Here is a 20,167-nt window from a genome sequence, read left to right on the forward strand (position 1 = left end):
CACTAATAAGCTGGCCTTTTGCTGCGTCGAAATAAACGGCGCAGCAAGCCCTTCAGTATATCCAGTAACAGCAACACAATCAGCGTAAATACGCCGCCGGTAACCAGTGCCCGGGTAGTTAGTGGCACCGCATAGCTATATTGCTGCCAGGTAGCCGTACGAATCTCGTCATCCGCTGCTACCACCAAATGTAATAACTGCTCAGGGTAGCTCACCTGCAATGCTTGTTGTTCAGCCGAAAAGCGCAGCCAGCGGTTATACATAGAGCGCAGCGGAATAGCTTCTTCGCGAAAAATAGCATCGTTTGAGGTTTGGTGGTGATTAATCAAAGCTTCTAAATCACCATTGAAATGACGATCGGCAATTTGCTGAAAGCCAGACAAATTTTCGGTCACTTCAGCAAGTTGGGCATGTAAACGTTGGTGGTATTGGCTTAGAAAGTTGGGAAACTGAATGCCAATTAGCAACGTAATACAGGCAATAGCAACGAATAGATAACGATACAGCATAGGCTATGGTTAGGTTAGCTAAGAGAAACCTAACCATAGCACGCTTTTGGAGTTATTCCTCTACCGCTTTCGGCGGGAAGGTTTTACGTACCACATAGTACAGCAGCGGTACGAAGAATATGGCCAGAATAGTGCCGCCGAGCATACCACCAATAACACCTGTACCTATGGCCTGACGGCTTACCGCGCCAGCGCCGGTGGACAGGGCCAGTGGCAACACGCCGAAGGTAAAGGCCAATGAGGTCATCAGAATCGGACGCAACCGTAAGCGAACCGCTTCAAGTGTTGATTCCAGTAATTCCTTGCCTTGTGCCTGCAGGTCTTTGGCAAATTCAACTATCAAGATAGCGTTCCTTGCCGAAACACCCACAGTCGTTAGCAGGCCAACCTGGAAGTACACGTCGTTTTCAAGACCACGCATGGTGGCGGCAATAACAGCACCCAGAATACCAAGCGGAACCACCAACATAACGGCGAAAGGTATCGACCAGCTCTCGTACAGAGCCGACAAGCACAGGAACACTACTAACAGCGACAACGCATAAAGCAGTGGCGCCTGATTACCGGATACTTGCTCTTCTAAAGAAATACCTGTCCACTCGAAACCAATGCCTGGCGGCAGTTGGGCGATGAGTTCGGCCATTTTGTCCATGGCGGCACCTGAGGAGAAACCTTCGGCTGCTTCACCCTGTATATTCATAGCGGGCACACCGTTATAGCGTTGTACGCGCTGCGGGCCGAAGTCCCAGTAGGTGCTGGAGAAGGCTCCTAAGGAAACCATTTCGCCGCTATCGTTACGCACATACCAGTCGGAAATATCTTCAGGCTTCATACGATTCTCCGCCTGACCTTGCACGTATACGCGCTTCACCCGACCGCGGTCAATGAAGTCATTCACATAAGAGCTACCGAAGGCTGAACTTAAAGTCGCATTAATAGCGTCAATGCTAATACCCATGGCTTTGGCTTTATTGAAATCAACGTCTACCCGGAACTGCGGTGTATCTTCTAACCCATTGGGTCGCACACCGGTTAGTGATTCTTCCTGCGAGGCCATACCCAGTAATTGATTACGGGCGTTCAGCAGTTCCTGATGACCCAAGCCACCGCGGTCCTGCAAAAACAGGTTAAAGCCACTGGCGGTTCCCAGCGCCGGAATCGAAGGCAGGTTAAAGGCAAATATCATGGCTTCACGGATTTGACTCAACTTACCCATAGCCTGGCCAATAATGGCGTCTACCTGTAACCCCGGAGTAGTACGTTCGTCCCAGTCAGTCATACGCACGAAGGCTAAACCGGCATTCTGACCCTGACCACTAAAGCTGAAGCCAACTACCGAAAATACAGAGCGAATGCCATCGGCTTCGTCTAAATAGTAGTTCTCAATTTTTTGCATGGTTTCAAACGACTGTTCCTGAGTAGCACCGGCAGGTAACTGCATTTGCGTCAGAAATACGCCGCGGTCTTCGTTCGGAATAAAGGAGCTGGGCATACGTGCGAACAAGAAGCCAAGTACCACTACCAAACCAAGATAAATAACAATAAAACGGCCGCTGCGCTTAATGATGCTTTGCACCGAGTTGGTATATTTATTGGTGGCGCGATCCAGGCCACGGTTAAACATACCCAATAAACCCTTAGGTTTATGGTTCTCATTAATCGGCTTCAAAATAGTGGCGCACAGTGCTGGCGAGAAAATAATCGCCACCAGTACTGACAAGGCCATGGCTGAAATAATAGTTATCGAGAACTGTCGGTATACCGCACCGGTGGAGCCGCCGAAGAAGGCCATAGGAACGAATACTGCGGCCATAACCAAACCAATGGCAACTAGCGCACCGGTAATTTGGCCCATACTCTTGATGGTGGCTTTACGGGGCGACAAGCCTTCTTCACTCATTAGTCGCTCAACGTTTTCAACTACCACTATGGCGTCATCCACCAACAGGCCAATGGCCAGTACCACCCCGAACATAGTTAAGGTGTTAATGGTAAATCCAAAGGCCGACATGATGCCGAAGGTACCTAATAACACCACCGGAATGGCAAAGGCTGGAATAAGTGTGGCGCGTAAGTTCTGTAAAAACAGAAACATCAGTAAAAACACCAGCACTACCGCTTCAAATAGAATTTTTACCACTTCGGTAATGGATATTTCTACGAATGGGGTGGTGTCATACGGAATCACCAAACTAACGCCTTCCGGGAAAAACTGCTCCAGTTCAGCTACTCGTTCTTTCACGGCGGCCGCTGTTGCCAAGGCATTAGCACCCGTTGCCAGATTCACTGCCAAACCGGTCGCCGGCTGGCGGTTGTAGCGCGCTATGGTGTTATAGCTCTCCGCACCAAGTTCAACTTTGGCAACATCAGCAACAGTCACTTCCGAACCGTCGTTATTCACGCGTAGCAAAATGTCCTCAAACTCGGACACTGTTTCCAGCCGGGTTTGCGCAATAATAGACGACGTTAAACGTTGCCCTTCAACAGCAGGGGTGCCACCTAAACGACCGGCGGCAACCTGGTTGTTTTGTTCCCGCAGGGCCAGAACTACGTCCTGAGTAGTCATTTGGTAGCGATTTAACGCAGCAGGGTCCAACCAAATACGCATGGCGTAAGGTGCACCGAACAGCTGCACGTTACCAACGCCGGTTGTACGGCTAATAGGATCTTGCATGTTGCTGGCAATGTAATCGCCCAAATCTGTTTGGTCGATGTCCGGGTTGTCCGACACCAGCGCCAATACCATTAAGAATGAGTTATTCGATTTAGCTACCACTAAGCCCTGTTCTTGCACGGCTTGTGGCAGCAAGGGTAATGCTAGCTGTAGTTTATTCTGTACCTGTACCTGCGCAATGTCGGCATCAGTACCGGCTTCGAAGGTTAGGGTAATGCTGGCATTACCGGCTGAATCACTGGCTGAAGAGAAATACTTCAGGTTGTCGATGCCAGTCAGGTTTTGTTCAATTACCTGGGTTACGCTTTCTTCCAGCGTAGCTGCCGTAGCACCCGGGTAAGAGGCATTAATTTGCACTGAAGGCGGCGCAATTTCCGGGTATTGCTCAATTGGCAACTGCGTAATTGCTAAGCCACCGCCAAGCATGATCAGTATGGCAATAACCCATGCAAAAATAGGGCGGTTAATAAAAAAGTTAGCCATGAATTATTTCACTTCTTCTGTTTTAACTGGCATGTCTGGACTGATTTTCTGAAGTCCTTCTACAATCACCTGATCACCTGCTTCCAGGCCATCCGTAACAATCCAGTCGCTACCTAAGGTAGAGGCAACCTCAACAAAGCGCTGCTCAACTTTACCGTCACTGTTTACCAGCATCACCATGGCGCGGCCGCGTGGGTCACGAGTAACTCCGGATTGCGGTGCCAACAGGGCTTGTTTCAAGGTTCCTGAGGTTACTTCGGTATTTACGTACATGCCTGGCATAATCCGGTGGTCGGGGTTATCAACCCGGGCGCGCAGAGTAATGGCACTGGTTTGCGGGTCGACACTGACTTCGTTAAACAGCAGCTCGCCGGTTACCCGAAAGCTCTCGTTGTTGCCTACTAATACGGCAACTTCAGCACGGTTATCAGGGGCGGTTTCAATTCGGCCAGAGCGAATATCTTGTTGCAATTGCAGGTATTCATCGCTGCTTTGTACAATATCGATGTAAATAGGATCAAGCTGATGAATAGTCGTTAACGCTTGCGCCTGACCGTTGCTAACCAGCGCACCCTCGGTAAGCAAAGAACGGCCGATGCGGCCAGAAATAGGGGCGCGAACCTGAGTGTACTGAATATTTAATTCAGCGCGGGCAACGTCAGCCTGAGCTACTTTAAGTTCAGCCTGAGCTTGCAGGTAAGTAGCTTCAACCTCATCAAAATCTTGTTGGCTAACAGCGCTTTCCTCAATCAGATTTTCAAAGCGTTGAAAGCGTTTTTCGGTGGCACTCAAATTCGCCTGCGCACGCGCCAGTGCAGCCTCGGCGCTATTAAGTTCTGCAGCGTAAGTGCTGTCTTCAATTTGATAAAGTTGCTGGCCAGCTTCAACCATAGCGCCACCTTCAAACAGTTGCTGTTCAATAATGCCACTTACCTGAGGGCGAACTTCGGCAACTTTATAGGCGGCCGCGCGGCCGGGTAGTGAGGTGGTTAAGGTTACGGACTGGGGTTCAATGGTTACCACGCCAACAGTCATTGGTTCTTGCTGATTACCAGAGTCTGCCGGAGCCTCGTCACTGCAGGCTGCCAGCAATAAGGAACCGGCCAGAACTGAAACAAACAACGATGAAGAAGGACGTTGTTGCATGTAGTTACCTCACTATCTAAATAAAATATAACGACCTGTGTACCGGGTCATTTGGAATGCGCGTCATTATACATACATACATGAATGTTTGTAAGTGGGATCACTATATTGCTGACAAGTTTTATTAGCGTTAGGCTTAACTATAAACTTCTAATTCAATCAGGTAAGCATTCTATGACACTGCCGCAACGTCCGGTTCTTATTGGTATTAGCATTTCAATTCTGATTGTAGTCGTAATTTTAGGTTTTTTTGGTGCCGACATACAAAGCGCGTTAAATCGTAACAAAGTGCAACAAGAGCTGGTAGAACGCTCCGGTATCTATAATCGCAACACACCCAGACTGCTCAATGAACAGGTAAAATTCGAGCGTACTAGTGTAGACGATAATAGCTTACGTTTTCATTACACCTTGTTGCAGCCGAAACGTCGGCAAAGCGATCTGATTGAATTGAGCGAGGACTTACAGCAGCAAATGCTGAAAAACTTATGTAATAGTCCCGACATGGTGTTTTTCCGTCAGCAGGATGTGGAAATTCAATATGATTTCCGAGACACCAATAACGAACGCCTTAGTTATATCAAAGCGTTACCAAGCCGGGACTGTCGCTGATTTAACTGTCGAAGCCTTCCAGTACCAATTTACCAATAGCTGTGTGTTGTTCCAGCTGTTGGTGAGCCCGACGGAGGTTTTCGGCGTTAATGACACCTAAATGCTGCCCCAGTGTGGTTTTAATTTTCCCAGCATCCACTAGCGTAGCTACCTCATTAAGCAGCTTGCGTTGACTGTCCATGTCGTCGGTTTGGAACAGCGATCGGGTGTACATAAACTCCCAATGTAACGACAAGCTTTTCTGCTTCATACTACTTATATCAAGTGGTTCAGTGGGGTCGTCAATAAGCGCTAAACGGCCTTGTGGGCGCAGCATTTTTACCAGCTCGGCAAAGTGTTCGGCAGTATGGGTGAGGCTGGCTACGTGGGTTACATCGGTCAGCTTGTGCTTGGCTAATTCTTCGCTCAAGGGATTGCTATGATCAAGTACCACGTCGGCGCCCAGCTCTTGCACCCAGGCTTTGGTTTCTGGCCGTGATGCGGTAGCTACCACAGTGGCTTGCGTAAGCTGCTTCGCTAACTGCACTAAGATAGAACCAACCCCACCAGCAGCACCGGTAACTAATAATATGGCAGGCTTATTGGTAGGTACTTGCAGCCGCTCAAATAACAGTTCCCAGGCGGTAATGGTAGTTAGCGGCAGCGCGGCGGCTTCAGCATGGCTCAATGAGCTTGGCTTACGGCCAACAATACGCTCGTCTACCACCTGATACTGAGCATTGCAGCCCGGCCGGTTTAAGTCGCCGGCATACCAAACTTCATCACCTATCTTATAATTGGTCACTTCGTTACCCACAGCTACAACTTCACCGCTGGCGTCCCAGCCAATTACTTTGTGGCTGCCGTGATCCGGTGCTATACGCATGCGAATTTTCGTATCAACAGGGTTTACTGCGATGGCTTTTATTTTTACCAGCACATCGCGCGGGCCGGGCTTGGGTTTGTCCAGTTCAATATCCTGCAGGCTTTGCGGATTGTCGGCGGGAAGTGACTGCTGATAACCAATTGCTTTCATGAAAAACTCCTGTTGGCCTTTTGTTTGTGATCTGTAACATGCTAAGGACATGTAAAGAAAGTAGATTTGCGGCAAAACTCGAAATCCGCGTCTATACTTAGAATATAGTTAATTAATGGAGGTTTTATGAGCTACAAACAAGCACTGGTCGATCCTACTGCCGTTTATGATAAACCGGCCGACGTTTTGGAGGACGCAGAGCTGTCGGATTTTGAAAAAGTGAAAATTCTGGATCGCTGGGAGTATGATGCCCGCGAACTGCAAGTTGCTGCTGAAGAGAACATGGGCGGTGGCTCCAGAGATTTCTTAGATGAAGTACTTGCAGCTAAGAGTAAACTCGGTATTGAAAGCGATGATAAAGCCGGCAATACCAAGCAAAACAGTTAAAAATTCTCAGTTGCCAGCAGCCCAATAACCAGACGGCGATAAAACCGCTCGGCCATGGTTTTTGGTTGCTGCAACTGCAACCGCTCCAACACCGCAATAGTTGTATCATCTGCTTTATGGCTAAAACCCTGCCAAACTAGTTTCAACAATACCTTTTTACTACTTGCCCGTGGACTTAAGTAAGCCAGTGCAGCTGCTATGGTCTGCTCAGTAGGGGTAAATGTTGAGCCCAATGGGAATTTCGGCAACTGCTTACTGAAGCCACGCAATGCCTGTTCTAACCTATGTGGCGTGTTGTGCCGCTGTGATTTAGGTAGCTGGTATTCTTTGTCAATTTTACCTGCAGCCTTAGCCTGAGCCAGCAGTTCGTCCTGAAACCGGGAATCGGTGATGGCCAGCATTCGTTTAATCACTTCTTCGTCGGTTTGATGGCGCAAATCGGCAATTCCGTATTCAGTTACCACCACGTCACGCAAATGCCGTGGAATAGTGGTATGGCCGTAACTCCAGACAATATTCGAGCGAACCTCGCTGCCTTTGGTACGGGTAGCGGGCAGGGTCAGGATGGCCCGTGCATCGGGTAACTGATGTGCCTGCTGAATAAAATCGTGTTGGCCGCCAACGCCGCTTACTACGCGGCCGTCATCCAGGCCGTCTGATACGGCGGCACCCTGCAGCGTCATCATCATGGTGCTGTTAACGAAGCGAGCTTTGGTGCGGGCGCGCCGTTTTTTCTGCTCTTGCCCGCTTAGTGTGTTGGTATAAGACACCGGCATCATGCCTATTTTATGGCGCAAATGAACCGGCAGGTTGTTCAGTTGCTGATGAAAGGTCGGGCTGCCAACGAAAAAGCCAGCATGAATAGCAAAACCGTCTACCTCGCGCTTTAGCACGCCAGTTTCCAGTAACGACAATAACCCATCCACAAGCATTTCTGTGCAGGCGTACAAGCCTTTGTCGAAGCGCTCTAACGAGCTTTCCAGCGGCATGGGCTGAGGTTGCAGCGCGCGTAGCGCTCGCTGAAAGTCGTGCGGATGCTGATGGCGCCGATTCAGGTTAAAGCAAATGGCATCGCCAATAGCACCAATGCCTATTTGCAGCGTGCCACCGTCTTCAACCAAAGCCGCCACCTGCATACCAATGGCGTGATCGCGCAGAAATACCGGCTCCAGCGGTATTTTGAATAGCTCGAAGCCGTTATCTTCAGGTCGGAATAGAATATCAAAGTCATGATTTTCACGCGCGGCATCACCAACCATATAAGGCAACTTGCTGTGCACTTCACCCACCATTAACAGCGGCGCTGGCAGTTGCTTCCGGCGGTTTAATAAATCTACGGTAATGTCTGGATTGCAGCTTAGGCTAAGCGGCTTGTCGTGTTTGTTGTTGGCATCTTCTGCCACAATTTGCGTAATCACGTTCATGCCTGCTGCTATTAGCGCATCAATGGCGTGACTGTAATTCACTGAGATATAGTTTTGTTGTGCGCTTGGCACGTTCAACCATTTGCCCGGGCTAAGAAAAAATTCTCTGACCTGAATGTTGTCAGGAAGCTTACCAGCGCGGGCAGCTTTGGTGTAGTCCAAGCCGGGGTAGCGGCCGAAAATGTTATCGGCTATGGGTTCCAGAAAGCGTTTGGCCAATAAGTTGGTGGTGGCCGGGGACTCTAAAGTCAACGCGGTTAGAATGGTAAGCTTAAGTTCAGGATTGCTGCTGGCACGCTGAAACAAAGCATTGGCAATAGTACAGGATTTACCCAGCCCAAGTGGTAGGCCCAGCACTATGTCATTGCCAACCCGTTCAATAATTCGATCGACAACCTGATCCAGATTATCAAACTGTTCCGGCATCGCCTGTTTAGATTCCATCTAACGCTTCCTGTTATTGATTTTATGCCAACATCATGCGGTAATCTGTAGGTGAACTCAACTGTTGACCCTGGAGTACCAGCAACTATGCAGACAACCAAACTTTGGCACCGATTCTGTTGGTTCTGTTTAGCTGTGCTAACAGCAGCAGTGCTGGGCAGTATTTTGCAAACGCAATTCAATTTAGCCGCACTGGTTGAATTAGGTGTTGGTATTAGCTGGCAGGACTGGCTGGTAACCATAGGTAAGGATCTTATTTCCTTCACGCCAACTCTGGCCATTATTATAGCGGTAGAGTATTTGTTTGTATTTCCGCTCGGAACCTTCATTGCCAGACATTACCCCAAATCAAATCAATGGGTATTTTTTGTGGGTGGTTTCGTGGGGCTGTGGGTGGCTTTATGGGTAGTAGATGCTATTGCGCCGATGCCGACACTTATTGCTGCAACCCGCGACTGGCCCGGTACTTTAGCCATTATGCTAGCTGCTGCTTTTGGTAGCTGGCTGTACGCACGCGGGCGTCAACATCGCGACCCGCTTAAGTTCGCAGGAGAGCCGTTATGAAGTACCTGTTGATGTTAAGTTGGTTGGTTGCTGGCGTCGCATTGGCACAGCCAAAGGCATTAGTTGAGGGCTTAGTTAAACCCTGGGGCTTAACCCAACTGCCGGATGGTCGCGTACTAGTCACTGAACGCCAAGGGCAACTGCGAATTATTTCCTTGCAAACGGAATCCGGTAGCTTGCAGGTTACCCAAAGTACTCAAGTGTCAGTTGCGCCTGAGGATTTACTGGAATTAGGGCAGGGTGGCTTACTGGATGTTCGCCCACACCCGGACTTTGCCAACAACCAGAAGCTCTACTTTAGTTACAGTTGTGGTAGCGCTGAAGCCAATCACACTTGCCTTGCTGCGGGTGTGTTAACGAACAATGAAATACAAAATGTGCAGCCGTTATTCCGCAGTCAGCCTGCCAAAACCGGCGGCGCTCATTTTGCCGGGCGACTGTTGTGGTTACCTGATACTACCTTGCTGCTTACGGTAGGCGACGGTTTCGACTATCGTGAACAGGCACAGCGGTTAGACAGTCATTTGGGTAAAACTCTAAGATTAACTGACAACGGGAGCGCGCCTGCAGACAATCCTTTGGTTGGACAGGCTGGCGCGAAAGCAGAAATTTATACCTATGGGCACCGCAACAGTCAGGGTTTGGTATGGAATTCAACGACCAATCAAATTCTTAGTCATGAACATGGCCCACGCGGTGGTGATGAAATCAATCACTTGGTTGCCGGTAATAATTACGGCTGGCCCATAGCCACCTTTGGGCTGGATTACACCGGTGCGGTAGTGTCACCTTATCAACGTTTACCTCAGGTAACTGCGCCGCTATTACAATGGACACCAAGCATAGCGCCGTCGGCAATGGCTATTTATCAGGATAAGTTATTAGTCACGGCGCTGGCTGCGCGCGAACTACGAATGATTCAACTTCCGGGCGCAAGTCATAGCGCACCGCCTGGAAAACTGAGCTGGTCTGAACAAGGTGAAAAGAAATTACTGAGCGAGCTAAACCTACGCTGGCGAAACATTCTGGTTACTCAGTCGGGGCACGTTCTGGCTTTGTCTGACGGCACCGATGCGAGCTTGTACGACATTACCGCGGTTATAGCTGCACAATGATTTTTAATAATGACCTCAAATCCTAAGCCAGAACATAAGCCGGAACCTGAGCAGGTAAAGCCAAACTCAACCAGAGCTCAAGCCTGGTTGCATAAATTGCTGGACTCGCCGCACGCGCTAGTAATGATCTTCGTGTTGTCGTTTATGGAGTCTTTGGTGATACCAATTCCGCTGGAGCTAGTGCTGATCCCTTTTATGCTCATTGAGCGGGATCGTATTTGGAAAATTGCCACGGCAACCTTACTGGGCTGTTTGCTGGGCGCCACAGTTGGTTATAGTTTGGGTTGGTTTATGTTCGATACGGCCGGGCAGTGGGCTCTGAATAACTTGGGTTATCAGCAGGCGTATCAGGAATTTAGTCAGCAGTTCGAACAAGACGGCTTTTGGGCTATTGTAGCGGTTGGTGTTACCCCGATCCCGTTTCAGGTAGCTATGCTTACCGCCGGTGCCAGCCAGTACTCATTTGGACTGTTCATACTGGCGGCCTTGTTAGCACGTGGATTCCGTTATTACGGCTTGGCGGTGCTGATTTTGTGGTTGGGCAAACCAGCGTTGGAATTATGGGAACGCCACAGCCGAAAAATCGGTGTGGCTATTCTAGTCGTGATAGCTGCAACAATAGGTGTTGCGCAGTTATGACAGCTGTTACGCCGTCATACCGCCATCAATCGTAAAACACTGGCCGGTAATAAAGCTGCTTTCATCGCTGCACAACCAACCTACCATTTGCGCCACTTCAGCCGGAGTTCCCAACCGGCGCAGGGGGTGACTATTCACCAGCGCTTTTTGAGTATGTTCAGGCATGTGTTCAAAGGCACGCGCCATCATGTCGGTTTTAATTATTCCCGGACACACCGCATTCACCCGAATTTGGGCGCGGGCATATTCAACGGCTACTGACCGAGTTAAACCAACCACACCATGTTTACTGGCTGCATAAGGTGACAAGCTCGGCGCTGAGCGAATGCCAGCTACCGACGCCATATTAATAATATGACCACCGCTTGCCAGCATGGCTTTTACCTGCTGCTGCATGCAAAAGAACACACCCTTCAAATTAATATCAATGGTGTTGTCCCAGTCTTTTTCGGTACATTCCAGTAATGGTTTCGGAGCGTGCTCCACGCCAGCGTTATTTACGGCGCAGTGCAGTTGTAAATTATTGCTGCTAAGCCATGCTAACGCTTCTTCCAGGCTATTATTAGCTCGTACATCGGCATTAAAATACTGTACGCGTTCGCCAAGGGCTTGCACCAAATCAGCACCGCCTTCGGCCTGAATATCAGTAACCAATAAGGTAGCGCCAGCAGCGTGAAGATGGTCAACGATAGCGCGGCCAATACCTTGTACACCGCCAGTTACCAGAATGTTTTTACCCTGCAAATTCATGCCTTACCTCTGTTGTTGTGGGAATGGCTAAAGCCCTTTATCAGCCAGTTGCTGCGACATTGCCGTTAATGCTGTTAAGCCTTGAATATCATTTGCCTGCAACGGAATATACCAACGTTGTTGCTGCGCAAACAAGGTTTCTATGTCGGCCAGGTAGGTCTTTTCCTGTTTGCGGCGCTGCGCCATAAAGTCGCCGTCGGCACTATCGGGCAGCACCCGGTTAATCAACAGGCCAGCTAATGGCAGTGATTCGCCCTGCAATGATTTCACCGAGCGAGCAGTTTCCATAATGGGTAATTTTTCAGGAGTTAATACAAACAGTAACGCGGTTTGGCTGGCATCTTTCAAAATGCGGCGGGTACGTTGAAAGAGTTGCTGACGTTTGCGCAAGGACTCGGTAATAGCCTTAGTGCGGTCAGTCATGCCGTCGGTTTCGTGCTCGCCAGGGTCAGCCATGGGGTTTTGAATATCCTTGCCACTTTTTGGCGACAAATGATCGAGCACGCCCTTTAATTGCTCAGATTTATCGGTTTGTTTCAGCATTCCCTGAGTCCAGGCTGCCATAGCTTCCGGCAAACTGAGCAAACGCAGCGTATGGCCAGTTGGCGCGGTATCAAACACAATCAGGTCGTAGTTATTCAAACCTTCATCAATGAGTCGGGAAATACGCTCGAGCAGCGCCGCTTCCTGGGCACCGGGTGATTGTTGGGTGAGCCGCAGCTGGCGTTCAATTTCCGGGTACATATCGGGTTGGGTGAAGCGTTTCATTTGCGCCATAACCCGCTCAACGTGCTCTTGTACCTCTTTATCCGGATCAATTTCCAAACCATCCAGGTTTGCCGCCAATCGGGTAATGTTATCGCCAATAGGGCGGTCAAAGGCATCGGCTAGGCTGTGGGCGGGATCGGTGCTTACCAGTAGGCATTTACGCCCACGCTCGGCGGCCAATAGGGCGAAAGATGAGGACAATGTGGTTTTACCCACACCGCCTTTACCACCAACCAGAACCACACGTTTATCGGTAAGTTGTTGGGATGTCATGGGGTTCTCAGCTTTTCAAAGGGGGGAGTTAACAGCACCGGAAGTGATCAAGTGGGGAGTGTTCCATGCCCATTCTTAAGTGCCATTCATGAAAACGCTCAAGCAGCAAAGGTTGCAGCTCGAGCGTGTAATAAGTTGCCGGGTTAGGAACCCCCATCATGTCGGAGAATACCAGTAGCATGAACATGTCGTCCTGTTCACGCTTGGCTCTGGCAATCGCCGAACGATAAGGGGCATTGTAAACCTCCTCGGCGAACGAGGAGGCGGTATTCAACCATTGTTTGATGCGTTTAATCTGCATACCTAATACAACCCGGTGTTGTTATTCCTGTGTTTGCTCGGTAGAGCCGGTTTTAATCAACCGACGCAGCGTGCTACCAGCTTCCAGAGCAATCCAGATAGCGGCAATCAGAATAACAAGATCCAGCGTGAATAAGAACCAGTCGGCTTTCAGGTAGAAGCTTTGCAGCTGCACAATTAGCGCGAAAATAGTCATTATCAGCAGGAACATCAGCGGAGCTAAGGTATACAGCATAGGGCGCCCACGTTGCACCAGCATTACGGTAATAACCAATAAGGTTAAACCTGCTAACAGCTGGTTAGTGGTACCGAACAGAGGCCAGATTAGTAAGCCACCTGAACCATCTGCACCACCGGCACCAAAGGCCAGCAATAAACAGCTACCCACGGCAAGCAGAGTTGCTGGTAAGGCCTTACCCATCCACTTAATGTCGTAAATTTGCGACCACTCCTGGAAAATATAACGCTGCAAACGCAAACCGGTGTCCATAGTCGTACCGGCGAACAGCACCGCCATAACCGTTAGAATGGTTTGCGAAATGTCGGTATTTAAACCTATGCCGGCGCTAAGGATGTTGGCACCACCGGTTACGAAGGCAGCAACACCACCTTGCCCGAAGGAGTGATAAACCGCCTGCCAGTCAGCCAGAGTGGCGAAACCAGCGGTAGCAGCAATAATAGTGGCCAGTGACAAAGAACCTTCACCAACGGCACCAAAGTAACCAACAAAACGGATATCCGTTTCTTTGTCGATTTGCTTCGAAGTAGTGCCTGATGCAACCAAACCGTGGAAGCCGGAAATAGCACCACAGGCAATAGTTACGAACAGCAGTGGCAACATGGAAGGCGTACCTTCAGGTGTATCCATGTTAATAGCTGGCGCAACAATTTCAGGCCCGGAAATAAGCACCGCGGCATAAACCAGAATCAAGCCAATGAATAACTGTAAACCATTAATGTAATCACGTGGTTGCAACAGCACCCATACTGGCAGCAGTGACGCGATAGCCGCATAGCCAAACAGAATCAAAATCCACTGCGCGTTATCAGACACACCCATCACGGTTTCAGGTAGTGAAATAGGTACTTCCGGGCCAACAAAGATCAGTGCGTACAGGGCAATAACGCCAAGTATTGAAATAGCACCAAGACCCATAAACTTTCTGAAAATTAACTGGCCAATAATGAGAGCCACAAAAATAGCCCCCCAAACCGGAACTACCGCACTTGGGAAGTTAATTAGCAAACCGGAAATAGCTGTGGCAAATACGGCGTTCACCATCAGCAGTACCAGGAATATGACAATCATAAACAAGGTACGGGCGCGGGTGCCTACCACGTCGCCGGTGAGAGCACCTATGGATTTACCCTGGCGCCGGTTACTGGCCCAGATAGCGCCGGCGTCGTGTACGCCCGCAAAGAAAATAGTACCGAAAATCACCCACAAAAACGCAGGTACCCAGCCCCAGATAACCGCAATAGCAGGGCCTATAATAGGCGCTGCGCCGGCAACTGAGGTGAAATGGTGACCCCAAAGCACGAATTTGTTGGTTGGCACAAAGTCAACGCCGTCTTCAAATTCATGCGCTGGAGTGCGGAAATTAGGATCAAGCTTAAAGATTTTTTCGGCAATAAACTTGGAGTAAAAAGCGTAGCCAAGAAACATGGCCACTATACCGAGCAACATCAAGACTATAGCGTTCATTGTTTTGCCCCAGAATTGTGAGTTTGGATTATGGCATTGTTGGTTATTGTTATAACTCGCAAACTATAGCCTAAGTTTGCAGGTTATCGACATTCGACTAAAGTCTAACGGGTGAGTGTTAGTTACAGATATAGCTAGTCAATGGAGGAATTAGCAATGACACACCTTAATAAGTTTATGATTTCGTTGGTAACTTTAAGTGCTGCAGTCACGGTGTTACCAGCCTGGGCACAACAGAATCCGGAGCAACACGCCGGTGAAACGCCGCTAATGATGAAAACCTCACCTGGTTACTACCGTATGATGTTGGGTGACTACGAGGTTACTGCACTGAATGATGGTACTTTTGAATTGCCAGCGCATGAATTACTGAACGGCATGAGCGTTGAAGACGTACGCAAACAGCTGGCAGTATCTTATCAAGATAGCCCGGTTGTGACGTCGGTGAACGGCTACTTAATTCACACTGGCAATAAATTAGTTCTGATTGATACTGGCGCTGCGGACTTATTTGGCCCTAGCCTGGGTAAGTTGCTGACGAGTCTGGAGGCCGCGGGCTACGACGGCGATGCTATTGATGAAGTTTATCTGACGCATATGCATCCGGATCACTTAGGTGGTTTGCTCGACGAGGGGCGTCGCGCATTTCCAAACGCTGTTATTCGAGCCGATCAAAAAGATTTAGACTACTGGTTAAGCGATGACAATTTAGCCGCTGCAAGTGATGCTAACAAAGGCTTTTTTGAAGGTGCCCGCAAGTCTTTGAAGCCTTACTTGGACAATGACCAAGTAGAAGGCTTCAGTGGTTCCACTGAGTTCGGCGATGGTATTGCAGCCACTGCGGCCTATGGCCACACGCCGGGACATAGCGTTTATGTGGTTGAGAGTAAGGGCGAAAAACTGATGTTTTGGGGTGACCTTATGCATGTCGCTGCGGTGCAATTTCCGCATCCCGACATTACCATCGATTTTGACACCGACCAGGAAGCAGCAAGAGCCCAGCGCCGACATGCCTACGAGGACGCTGCGCGACTTGGTTATTTAGTGGCAGGCTCGCATTTAAGCTTCCCTGGAATTGGTCGCATTCGCCTTGCCAATGAGGGCTATCAGTGGGTTCCGGTGAATTACTCAGCACTACGCTCGAGTGAATAATTCTGAACGAATAGCCTGACAAGAAAGAAGGAGATGCTTTAAACTAGCGGGCATTGAAAAGGAGAACTCAATGTTCCGCTGGTTTGAACAACGCTTAAATCCATTCCCCGAGCCTGAATCTGGTACACCACCGAAAACTCTGGTGCAATTTTGTCTGCATTACAGCCGCGGAGCCTGGCCTTTTATTGCCGTAGCCGGGGTGCTGATGATGCTGATTGCGCTTACCGAAGTGTGGTTATTCAGCTTTATTGGCAACATTGTTGACTGGCTGGCGGAGCAGGACAGAGCAACCTTTTTAGACAACGAGCTGGGCAAGTTGCTGGGCATGCTGGCACTTATTGTGATTGGCCTACCGGCCATGGTGTTTTTGCATTCATTGGTAATTCATCAAACCTTGCTGGGCAACTACCCCATGCGTATTCGCTGGCTGTTGCACCGCTATTTGCTGAATCAGTCAGTAACTTTTTATCAGGACGAATTTGCCGGACGTATTGCTACCAAAGTAATGCAGACCTCACTGGCTGTGCGCGAGTGCGTGATTAAGCTTATTGACGTACTGAATTACGTGACTGTGTATTTTATCGGCACCTTGTTCATTGTCGGCATGGCCGACTGGCGCCTGGCGGTGCCGCTAGTGGTCTGGATTATTATTTATGTGTTTCTGCTGCGGTATTTTTTACCGGTGTTGCGTAAGGTTTCTGCAGCGCAGGCAGATGCTCGTTCGCAAATGACCGGTCGTATTGTCGATAGCTACACCAACATTCAAACCGTGAAGCTATTCTCGCACGCTAAGCGGGAAAGCAGCTTTGCCCGTGAGGGTATGGATAATTTCCTCGGTACTGTGCATCAACAAATGCGCCTGGTGACCAAGCTTTATGCGTGCCTGTATATATTGAACTCGCTGTTGCTTGCAGCTGTTGGCGTGGTTGCTATTTGGTTATGGCTGGGTGAGTTGATTAGTGTTGGTGCCATTGCTGTGGCGCTGGCCTTGGTGCTGCGGTTGTGGGGTATGTCGCAATGGATCATGTGGGAGGTTTCATCCTTATTCGAAAACATCGGAACCGTGCAAGACGGTATGGCCACAGTGTCAGTTCCGCAACAGGTGCTGGATAAACCGGAAGCTACGCCAATGCAGGTACCTAAAGGGGAAATTACCTTTGATCATGTGTACTTTACCTACAAAGGCACTCAGCAGTCGGTGCTTAATGATTTCAATTTAGTGATTAAGCCGGGTGAAAAAGTGGGCTTGGTAGGGCGCTCGGGTGCCGGGAAATCTACTCTGGTGAACGTGTTACTGCGCTTCTACGATATTGACCAGGGCGAGGTTCGTATTGACGGTCAGGATGTTCGAACTGTTACTCAGGACAGCTTACGGCAGAATATTGGTATGGTGACGCAAGACACCTCGCTGTTACATCGCTCGGTACGCGGCAACATAGTGTATGGACGCCCCGACGCCACTGAAGAAGAAATGCAAAATGCTGCACGGCGTGCCAGTGCCGATGGTTTTATTCCGGACTTGTCCGATGCCAAAGGCCGAACCGGTTTTGATGCGCATGTTGGTGAACGCGGTGTGAAACTATCAGGTGGCCAGCGACAGCGCATAGCCATAGCGCGAGTCATGTTAAAAGACGCGCCCATACTGATTTTAGATGAGGCCACCTCGGCACTGGATTCTGAAGTTGAAGCAGCTATTCAGGAAAACCTATATCGCTTAATGGAAGGGAAAACCGTAATTGCCATTGCTCACCGGCTATCCACTATTGCGGCGATGGACAGGCTGATAGTTATGGACGAAGGCCGTATTGTCGAGCAGGGCACCCACGCGGAATTGATTGCCGCCGACGGTTTGTATGCACAGCTGTGGCAGCATCAGTCAGGAGGTTTCTTAGATCCTGATCAGGACTAGTGAAATCAACTGCATGGAGGTTTTCAGTTCAGTGTCAGGGCGATTAGCTAATCGAGCACGGCTGCAAGTTTTTACAGGGTTACTTGTATAATCGTCCTGCGCCTATTACTGAATGGCTGGAAAACGTTCAGCGCGAAGCTGCCTTGTAAAAGTAGTATCACCTGCTAGCCTTTCTAAATAATTGAAATAAATTCATTTTATTTGGAGGGCAACAAATGGCAGCGGCGCCAGACAAATCCAAACAAGGGGCTTTACTGTTACCGGTTTTTATACCGGCAGTGGCAGTTATTGCACTACTTGTTATAGGAACCTTAAGTAGTCCCGAACTTGCCGGAAAGGTTTTCGACAGTACTCTGGCGTGGATAACCCGTGATTTTGGTTGGTTTTACATGTTGGCGGTGGCGACTTTCTTAGTCTTCATCGTTGCTGTCGCTGTTTCCAGTTGGGGCCGCATCAAACTTGGTCCAGACCACGCTGAAGCGGAGTACAGCTTCGTGTCCTGGTTTGCCATGTTGTTCTCTGCTGGCTACGGCATTGCGCTGCTGTTCTTCGGCGTTGCCGAACCTATTTTGCACTACGCCGACCCGCCAAGTGGGGCACCTGAGACTATCGGGGCTGCCCGTCAGGCGATGCAAATTGCCTACTTCCATTGGGGTTTCCACATTTGGGCCATTTACGGGCTAGTGGGTTTGGTGTTGGCTTATTTCGCCTTTCGCCACGGCTTGCCATTGTCTATGCGCTCCACCTTATACCCGTTGATTGGCGATAAAATATACGGTGCGCCAGGTCATGCCATAGATACCTTTGCAATTTTGGGGACCATGTTTGGTATTGCCACCACCTTAGGGTTGTCGGTAATTCAGATTAATGCCGGGTTAAACTATCTGTGGCCGGCTATCCCGGTTGGCACCATGGTGCAAATAATTGCTATTGCGGTTATTACCCTTTGCGCTATAGGTTCAGTGGTGGCTGGTTTGGACAAAGGTATTAAGCGCTTATCGATGTTCAATATGGCGCTAGTACTATTCTTAGTGCTGTTTGTGTTTGCGGTTGGCCCCACGGTTCATATTCTGGAAACCTTTTTACAGAACACCGGTAGCTACTTGAACAATATTGTTGAACGTACCTTCAACTTGCAGGCTTATACCAAAAGTGACTGGATAGGTAACTGGACCCTGTTCATCTTCGGCTGGACCATTGCCTGGGCACCCTTTGTCGGGCTATTTATTGCCAAAATTAGCCGCGGCCGTACGATTCGCCAGTTTGTGTTTGGCGTTATGCTGGTACCTACCATATTCACTTTTTTCTGGTTTGCGGTGTTTGGTGACACGGCTCTGAATATGGTTATGAACGAGGGCTACACCACGCTGATAGGGATGGTGCAGGAAGATCAGGCTATTGCGCTATTCAAGCTATACGAGCGCTTGCCCTGGACCAACGTGCTGTCTTTCGTCACTGTGCTGCTGATTATCACCTTCTTTGTTACCTCGTCAGATTCAGGCTCCCTGGTGATAGATTCACTCGCCTCGGGCGGTCGCATGGACACACCAGTATGGCAGCGCATTTTTTGGGCTAGTGCCGAAGGTGTGGTAGCGGCGGTGTTATTGCTGGCCGGGGGCTTAGGAGCATTACAAACGGCGGCGATTGCCAGTGCCTTGCCATTCGCGGTGATTATTCTAATCGCAGCGGTTGGTATGTGGCGCGCCTTAGTTATTGAAGGGCACCGTCATTCCAGCTTGGGTAGCCACATGAAAACCCATCGCCGTGGCGTTAACGAAGGGCCGCAGTACTGGAAGAAACGTCTGGCCGGGATGGTAGATTTTCCCACTCACGAATCTGTAACTGAGTTTATTCAGGGACCAGTGCAGAAGTGTCTGGAGCAGGTGCGCGACGAACTTGCTGAACAAAAATGGGACGCTAAAGTTGAGTTTGACGAGGAATACTGTCGTAGCGTACTAACGGTTGAACACAACGACGATGTGCACTTTGTGTACGAAGTAAGACGTCGTAGCTATCAACGGCCGGCATTCGCGCTACAAAGCGACCAAAATAAAGAACTTTATTATCGTGCTGAAGTATTTTTACGTCAGGGTGGACAAGCCTACGATGTATTTGGCTTTGAACCTACAGACATTATTAATGACGTGATTAATCAGTTCGAAAACTATCTGTATTTCCGGCATGTGTCGCCCGGGGTTTTACCCTGGGATTTAGAACAGCATGACGAGGATTTGCACACAAAAGAACCAGATAAGTAGGTTTGCGGCTTAGATCCCGGTTTGGACAGATCCAAGTGGG

At 49.4% G+C, this 20,167-nt stretch carries 17 protein-coding genes; 8 read left to right on the forward strand and 9 right to left on the reverse strand.

Annotated elements, in window-relative coordinates; genetic code table 11:
• Positions 1-2 precede the first annotated feature (2 nt).
• From CCE91_RS05620 to CCE91_RS05630, 3 genes are read right to left on the reverse strand one after another with little or no spacing between them, the layout of a single operon-like run.
• Positions 3-509: a DUF2937 family protein gene (locus CCE91_RS05620; RefSeq protein WP_086434240.1), complete on the reverse strand. Its 507-nt coding sequence runs from the start codon at positions 507-509 to the stop codon at positions 3-5.
• 52 nt (positions 510-561) lie between these two features.
• A complete protein-coding gene (locus CCE91_RS05625) occupies positions 562-3,666 on the reverse strand; it encodes an efflux RND transporter permease subunit (protein ID WP_086434241.1) in 3,105 nt (1,034 codons plus the stop codon).
• Between the two features lie 3 nt (positions 3,667-3,669).
• On the reverse strand, positions 3,670-4,812 hold the full coding sequence (locus tag CCE91_RS05630; RefSeq protein ID WP_086434242.1) for an efflux RND transporter periplasmic adaptor subunit: 1,143 nt from the start codon (positions 4,810-4,812) through the stop codon (positions 3,670-3,672).
• Between the two features lie 174 nt (positions 4,813-4,986).
• Here CCE91_RS05630 and CCE91_RS05635 point away from each other — a divergent pair, with 174 nt between their 5' ends.
• Positions 4,987-5,424, forward strand: a complete 438-nt coding sequence (locus CCE91_RS05635; protein ID WP_086434243.1) for a hypothetical protein — start codon at positions 4,987-4,989, stop codon at positions 5,422-5,424.
• A gap of 1 nt (position 5,425) precedes the next feature.
• Here the strand turns inward: CCE91_RS05635 and CCE91_RS05640 are convergent, their stop codons facing one another.
• Entirely contained in the window at positions 5,426-6,439 is a 1,014-nt protein-coding gene (locus tag CCE91_RS05640; protein ID WP_086434244.1) for a zinc-binding alcohol dehydrogenase family protein, read from the reverse strand.
• Between the two features lie 126 nt (positions 6,440-6,565).
• Between CCE91_RS05640 and CCE91_RS05645 the strand changes: the two genes are divergently transcribed.
• Positions 6,566-6,826: a hypothetical protein gene (locus CCE91_RS05645; RefSeq protein WP_086434245.1), complete on the forward strand. Its 261-nt coding sequence runs from the start codon at positions 6,566-6,568 to the stop codon at positions 6,824-6,826.
• Here CCE91_RS05645 and CCE91_RS05650 read toward each other — a convergent pair.
• Positions 6,823-8,694 (reverse strand): acetyl-CoA hydrolase/transferase C-terminal domain-containing protein, encoded by a 1,872-nt coding sequence (locus CCE91_RS05650; protein ID WP_198677978.1) that lies wholly within the window; start codon positions 8,692-8,694, stop codon positions 6,823-6,825. The genes CCE91_RS05645 and CCE91_RS05650 overlap by 4 nt on opposite strands.
• A gap of 87 nt (positions 8,695-8,781) precedes the next feature.
• On the opposite strand from CCE91_RS05650, the gene CCE91_RS05655 reads away from it, so the two are divergent.
• The 3 genes from CCE91_RS05655 to CCE91_RS05665 are packed head-to-tail and all read left to right on the forward strand — an operon-like array spanning position 8,782 to position 11,012.
• Positions 8,782-9,258 (forward strand): hypothetical protein, encoded by a 477-nt coding sequence (locus CCE91_RS05655; RefSeq protein WP_086434246.1) that lies wholly within the window; start codon positions 8,782-8,784, stop codon positions 9,256-9,258.
• The gene (locus CCE91_RS05660; RefSeq protein WP_086434247.1) at positions 9,255-10,373 is read left to right on the forward strand and encodes a PQQ-dependent sugar dehydrogenase; all 1,119 of its coding nucleotides are present in this window, start codon (positions 9,255-9,257) and stop codon (positions 10,371-10,373) included. The genes CCE91_RS05655 and CCE91_RS05660 overlap by 4 nt, the downstream gene beginning before the upstream one ends.
• A gap of 9 nt (positions 10,374-10,382) precedes the next feature.
• Positions 10,383-11,012 carry a YqaA family protein gene (locus tag CCE91_RS05665; protein WP_086434248.1) on the forward strand — a complete coding sequence of 210 codons (630 nt, stop codon included), beginning with the start codon at positions 10,383-10,385 and terminating at the stop codon, positions 11,010-11,012.
• Positions 11,013-11,018: 6 nt separating this feature from the next.
• Here the strand turns inward: CCE91_RS05665 and CCE91_RS05670 are convergent, their stop codons facing one another.
• From CCE91_RS05670 to CCE91_RS05685, 4 genes are read right to left on the reverse strand one after another with little or no spacing between them, the layout of a single operon-like run.
• On the reverse strand, positions 11,019-11,762 hold the full coding sequence (locus CCE91_RS05670) for an SDR family NAD(P)-dependent oxidoreductase (protein WP_086434249.1): 744 nt from the start codon (positions 11,760-11,762) through the stop codon (positions 11,019-11,021).
• Between the two features lie 27 nt (positions 11,763-11,789).
• Positions 11,790-12,803: an ArsA family ATPase gene (locus tag CCE91_RS05675; protein WP_086434250.1), complete on the reverse strand. Its 1,014-nt coding sequence runs from the start codon at positions 12,801-12,803 to the stop codon at positions 11,790-11,792.
• A 28-nt stretch (positions 12,804-12,831) separates the two neighbouring features.
• Positions 12,832-13,104 (reverse strand): cory-CC-star protein, encoded by a 273-nt coding sequence (locus CCE91_RS05680; protein ID WP_086434251.1) that lies wholly within the window; start codon positions 13,102-13,104, stop codon positions 12,832-12,834.
• Between the two features lie 21 nt (positions 13,105-13,125).
• Entirely contained in the window at positions 13,126-14,808 is a 1,683-nt protein-coding gene (locus CCE91_RS05685) for a carbon starvation CstA family protein (protein ID WP_086434252.1), read from the reverse strand.
• Positions 14,809-14,964: 156 nt separating this feature from the next.
• Here CCE91_RS05685 and CCE91_RS05690 point away from each other — a divergent pair, with 156 nt between their 5' ends.
• The 3 genes from CCE91_RS05690 (at position 14,965) to CCE91_RS05700 (ending at position 20,127) form a co-directional block, all read left to right on the forward strand.
• Positions 14,965-15,960, forward strand: coding sequence for an MBL fold metallo-hydrolase (locus CCE91_RS05690; RefSeq protein WP_234996267.1), 996 nt, complete (start codon positions 14,965-14,967; stop codon positions 15,958-15,960).
• A gap of 70 nt (positions 15,961-16,030) precedes the next feature.
• Positions 16,031-17,869: an ABC transporter ATP-binding protein gene (locus tag CCE91_RS05695; RefSeq protein ID WP_086434253.1), complete on the forward strand. Its 1,839-nt coding sequence runs from the start codon at positions 16,031-16,033 to the stop codon at positions 17,867-17,869.
• A 215-nt stretch (positions 17,870-18,084) separates the two neighbouring features.
• A complete protein-coding gene (locus tag CCE91_RS05700) occupies positions 18,085-20,127 on the forward strand; it encodes a BCCT family transporter (RefSeq protein WP_086434254.1) in 2,043 nt (680 codons plus the stop codon).
• Positions 20,128-20,167 lie beyond the last annotated feature (40 nt).

Source organism: Pseudidiomarina planktonica (assembly GCF_900177775.1).
Taxonomy (GTDB): Bacteria; Pseudomonadota; Gammaproteobacteria; order Enterobacterales; family Alteromonadaceae; genus Pseudidiomarina; species Pseudidiomarina planktonica.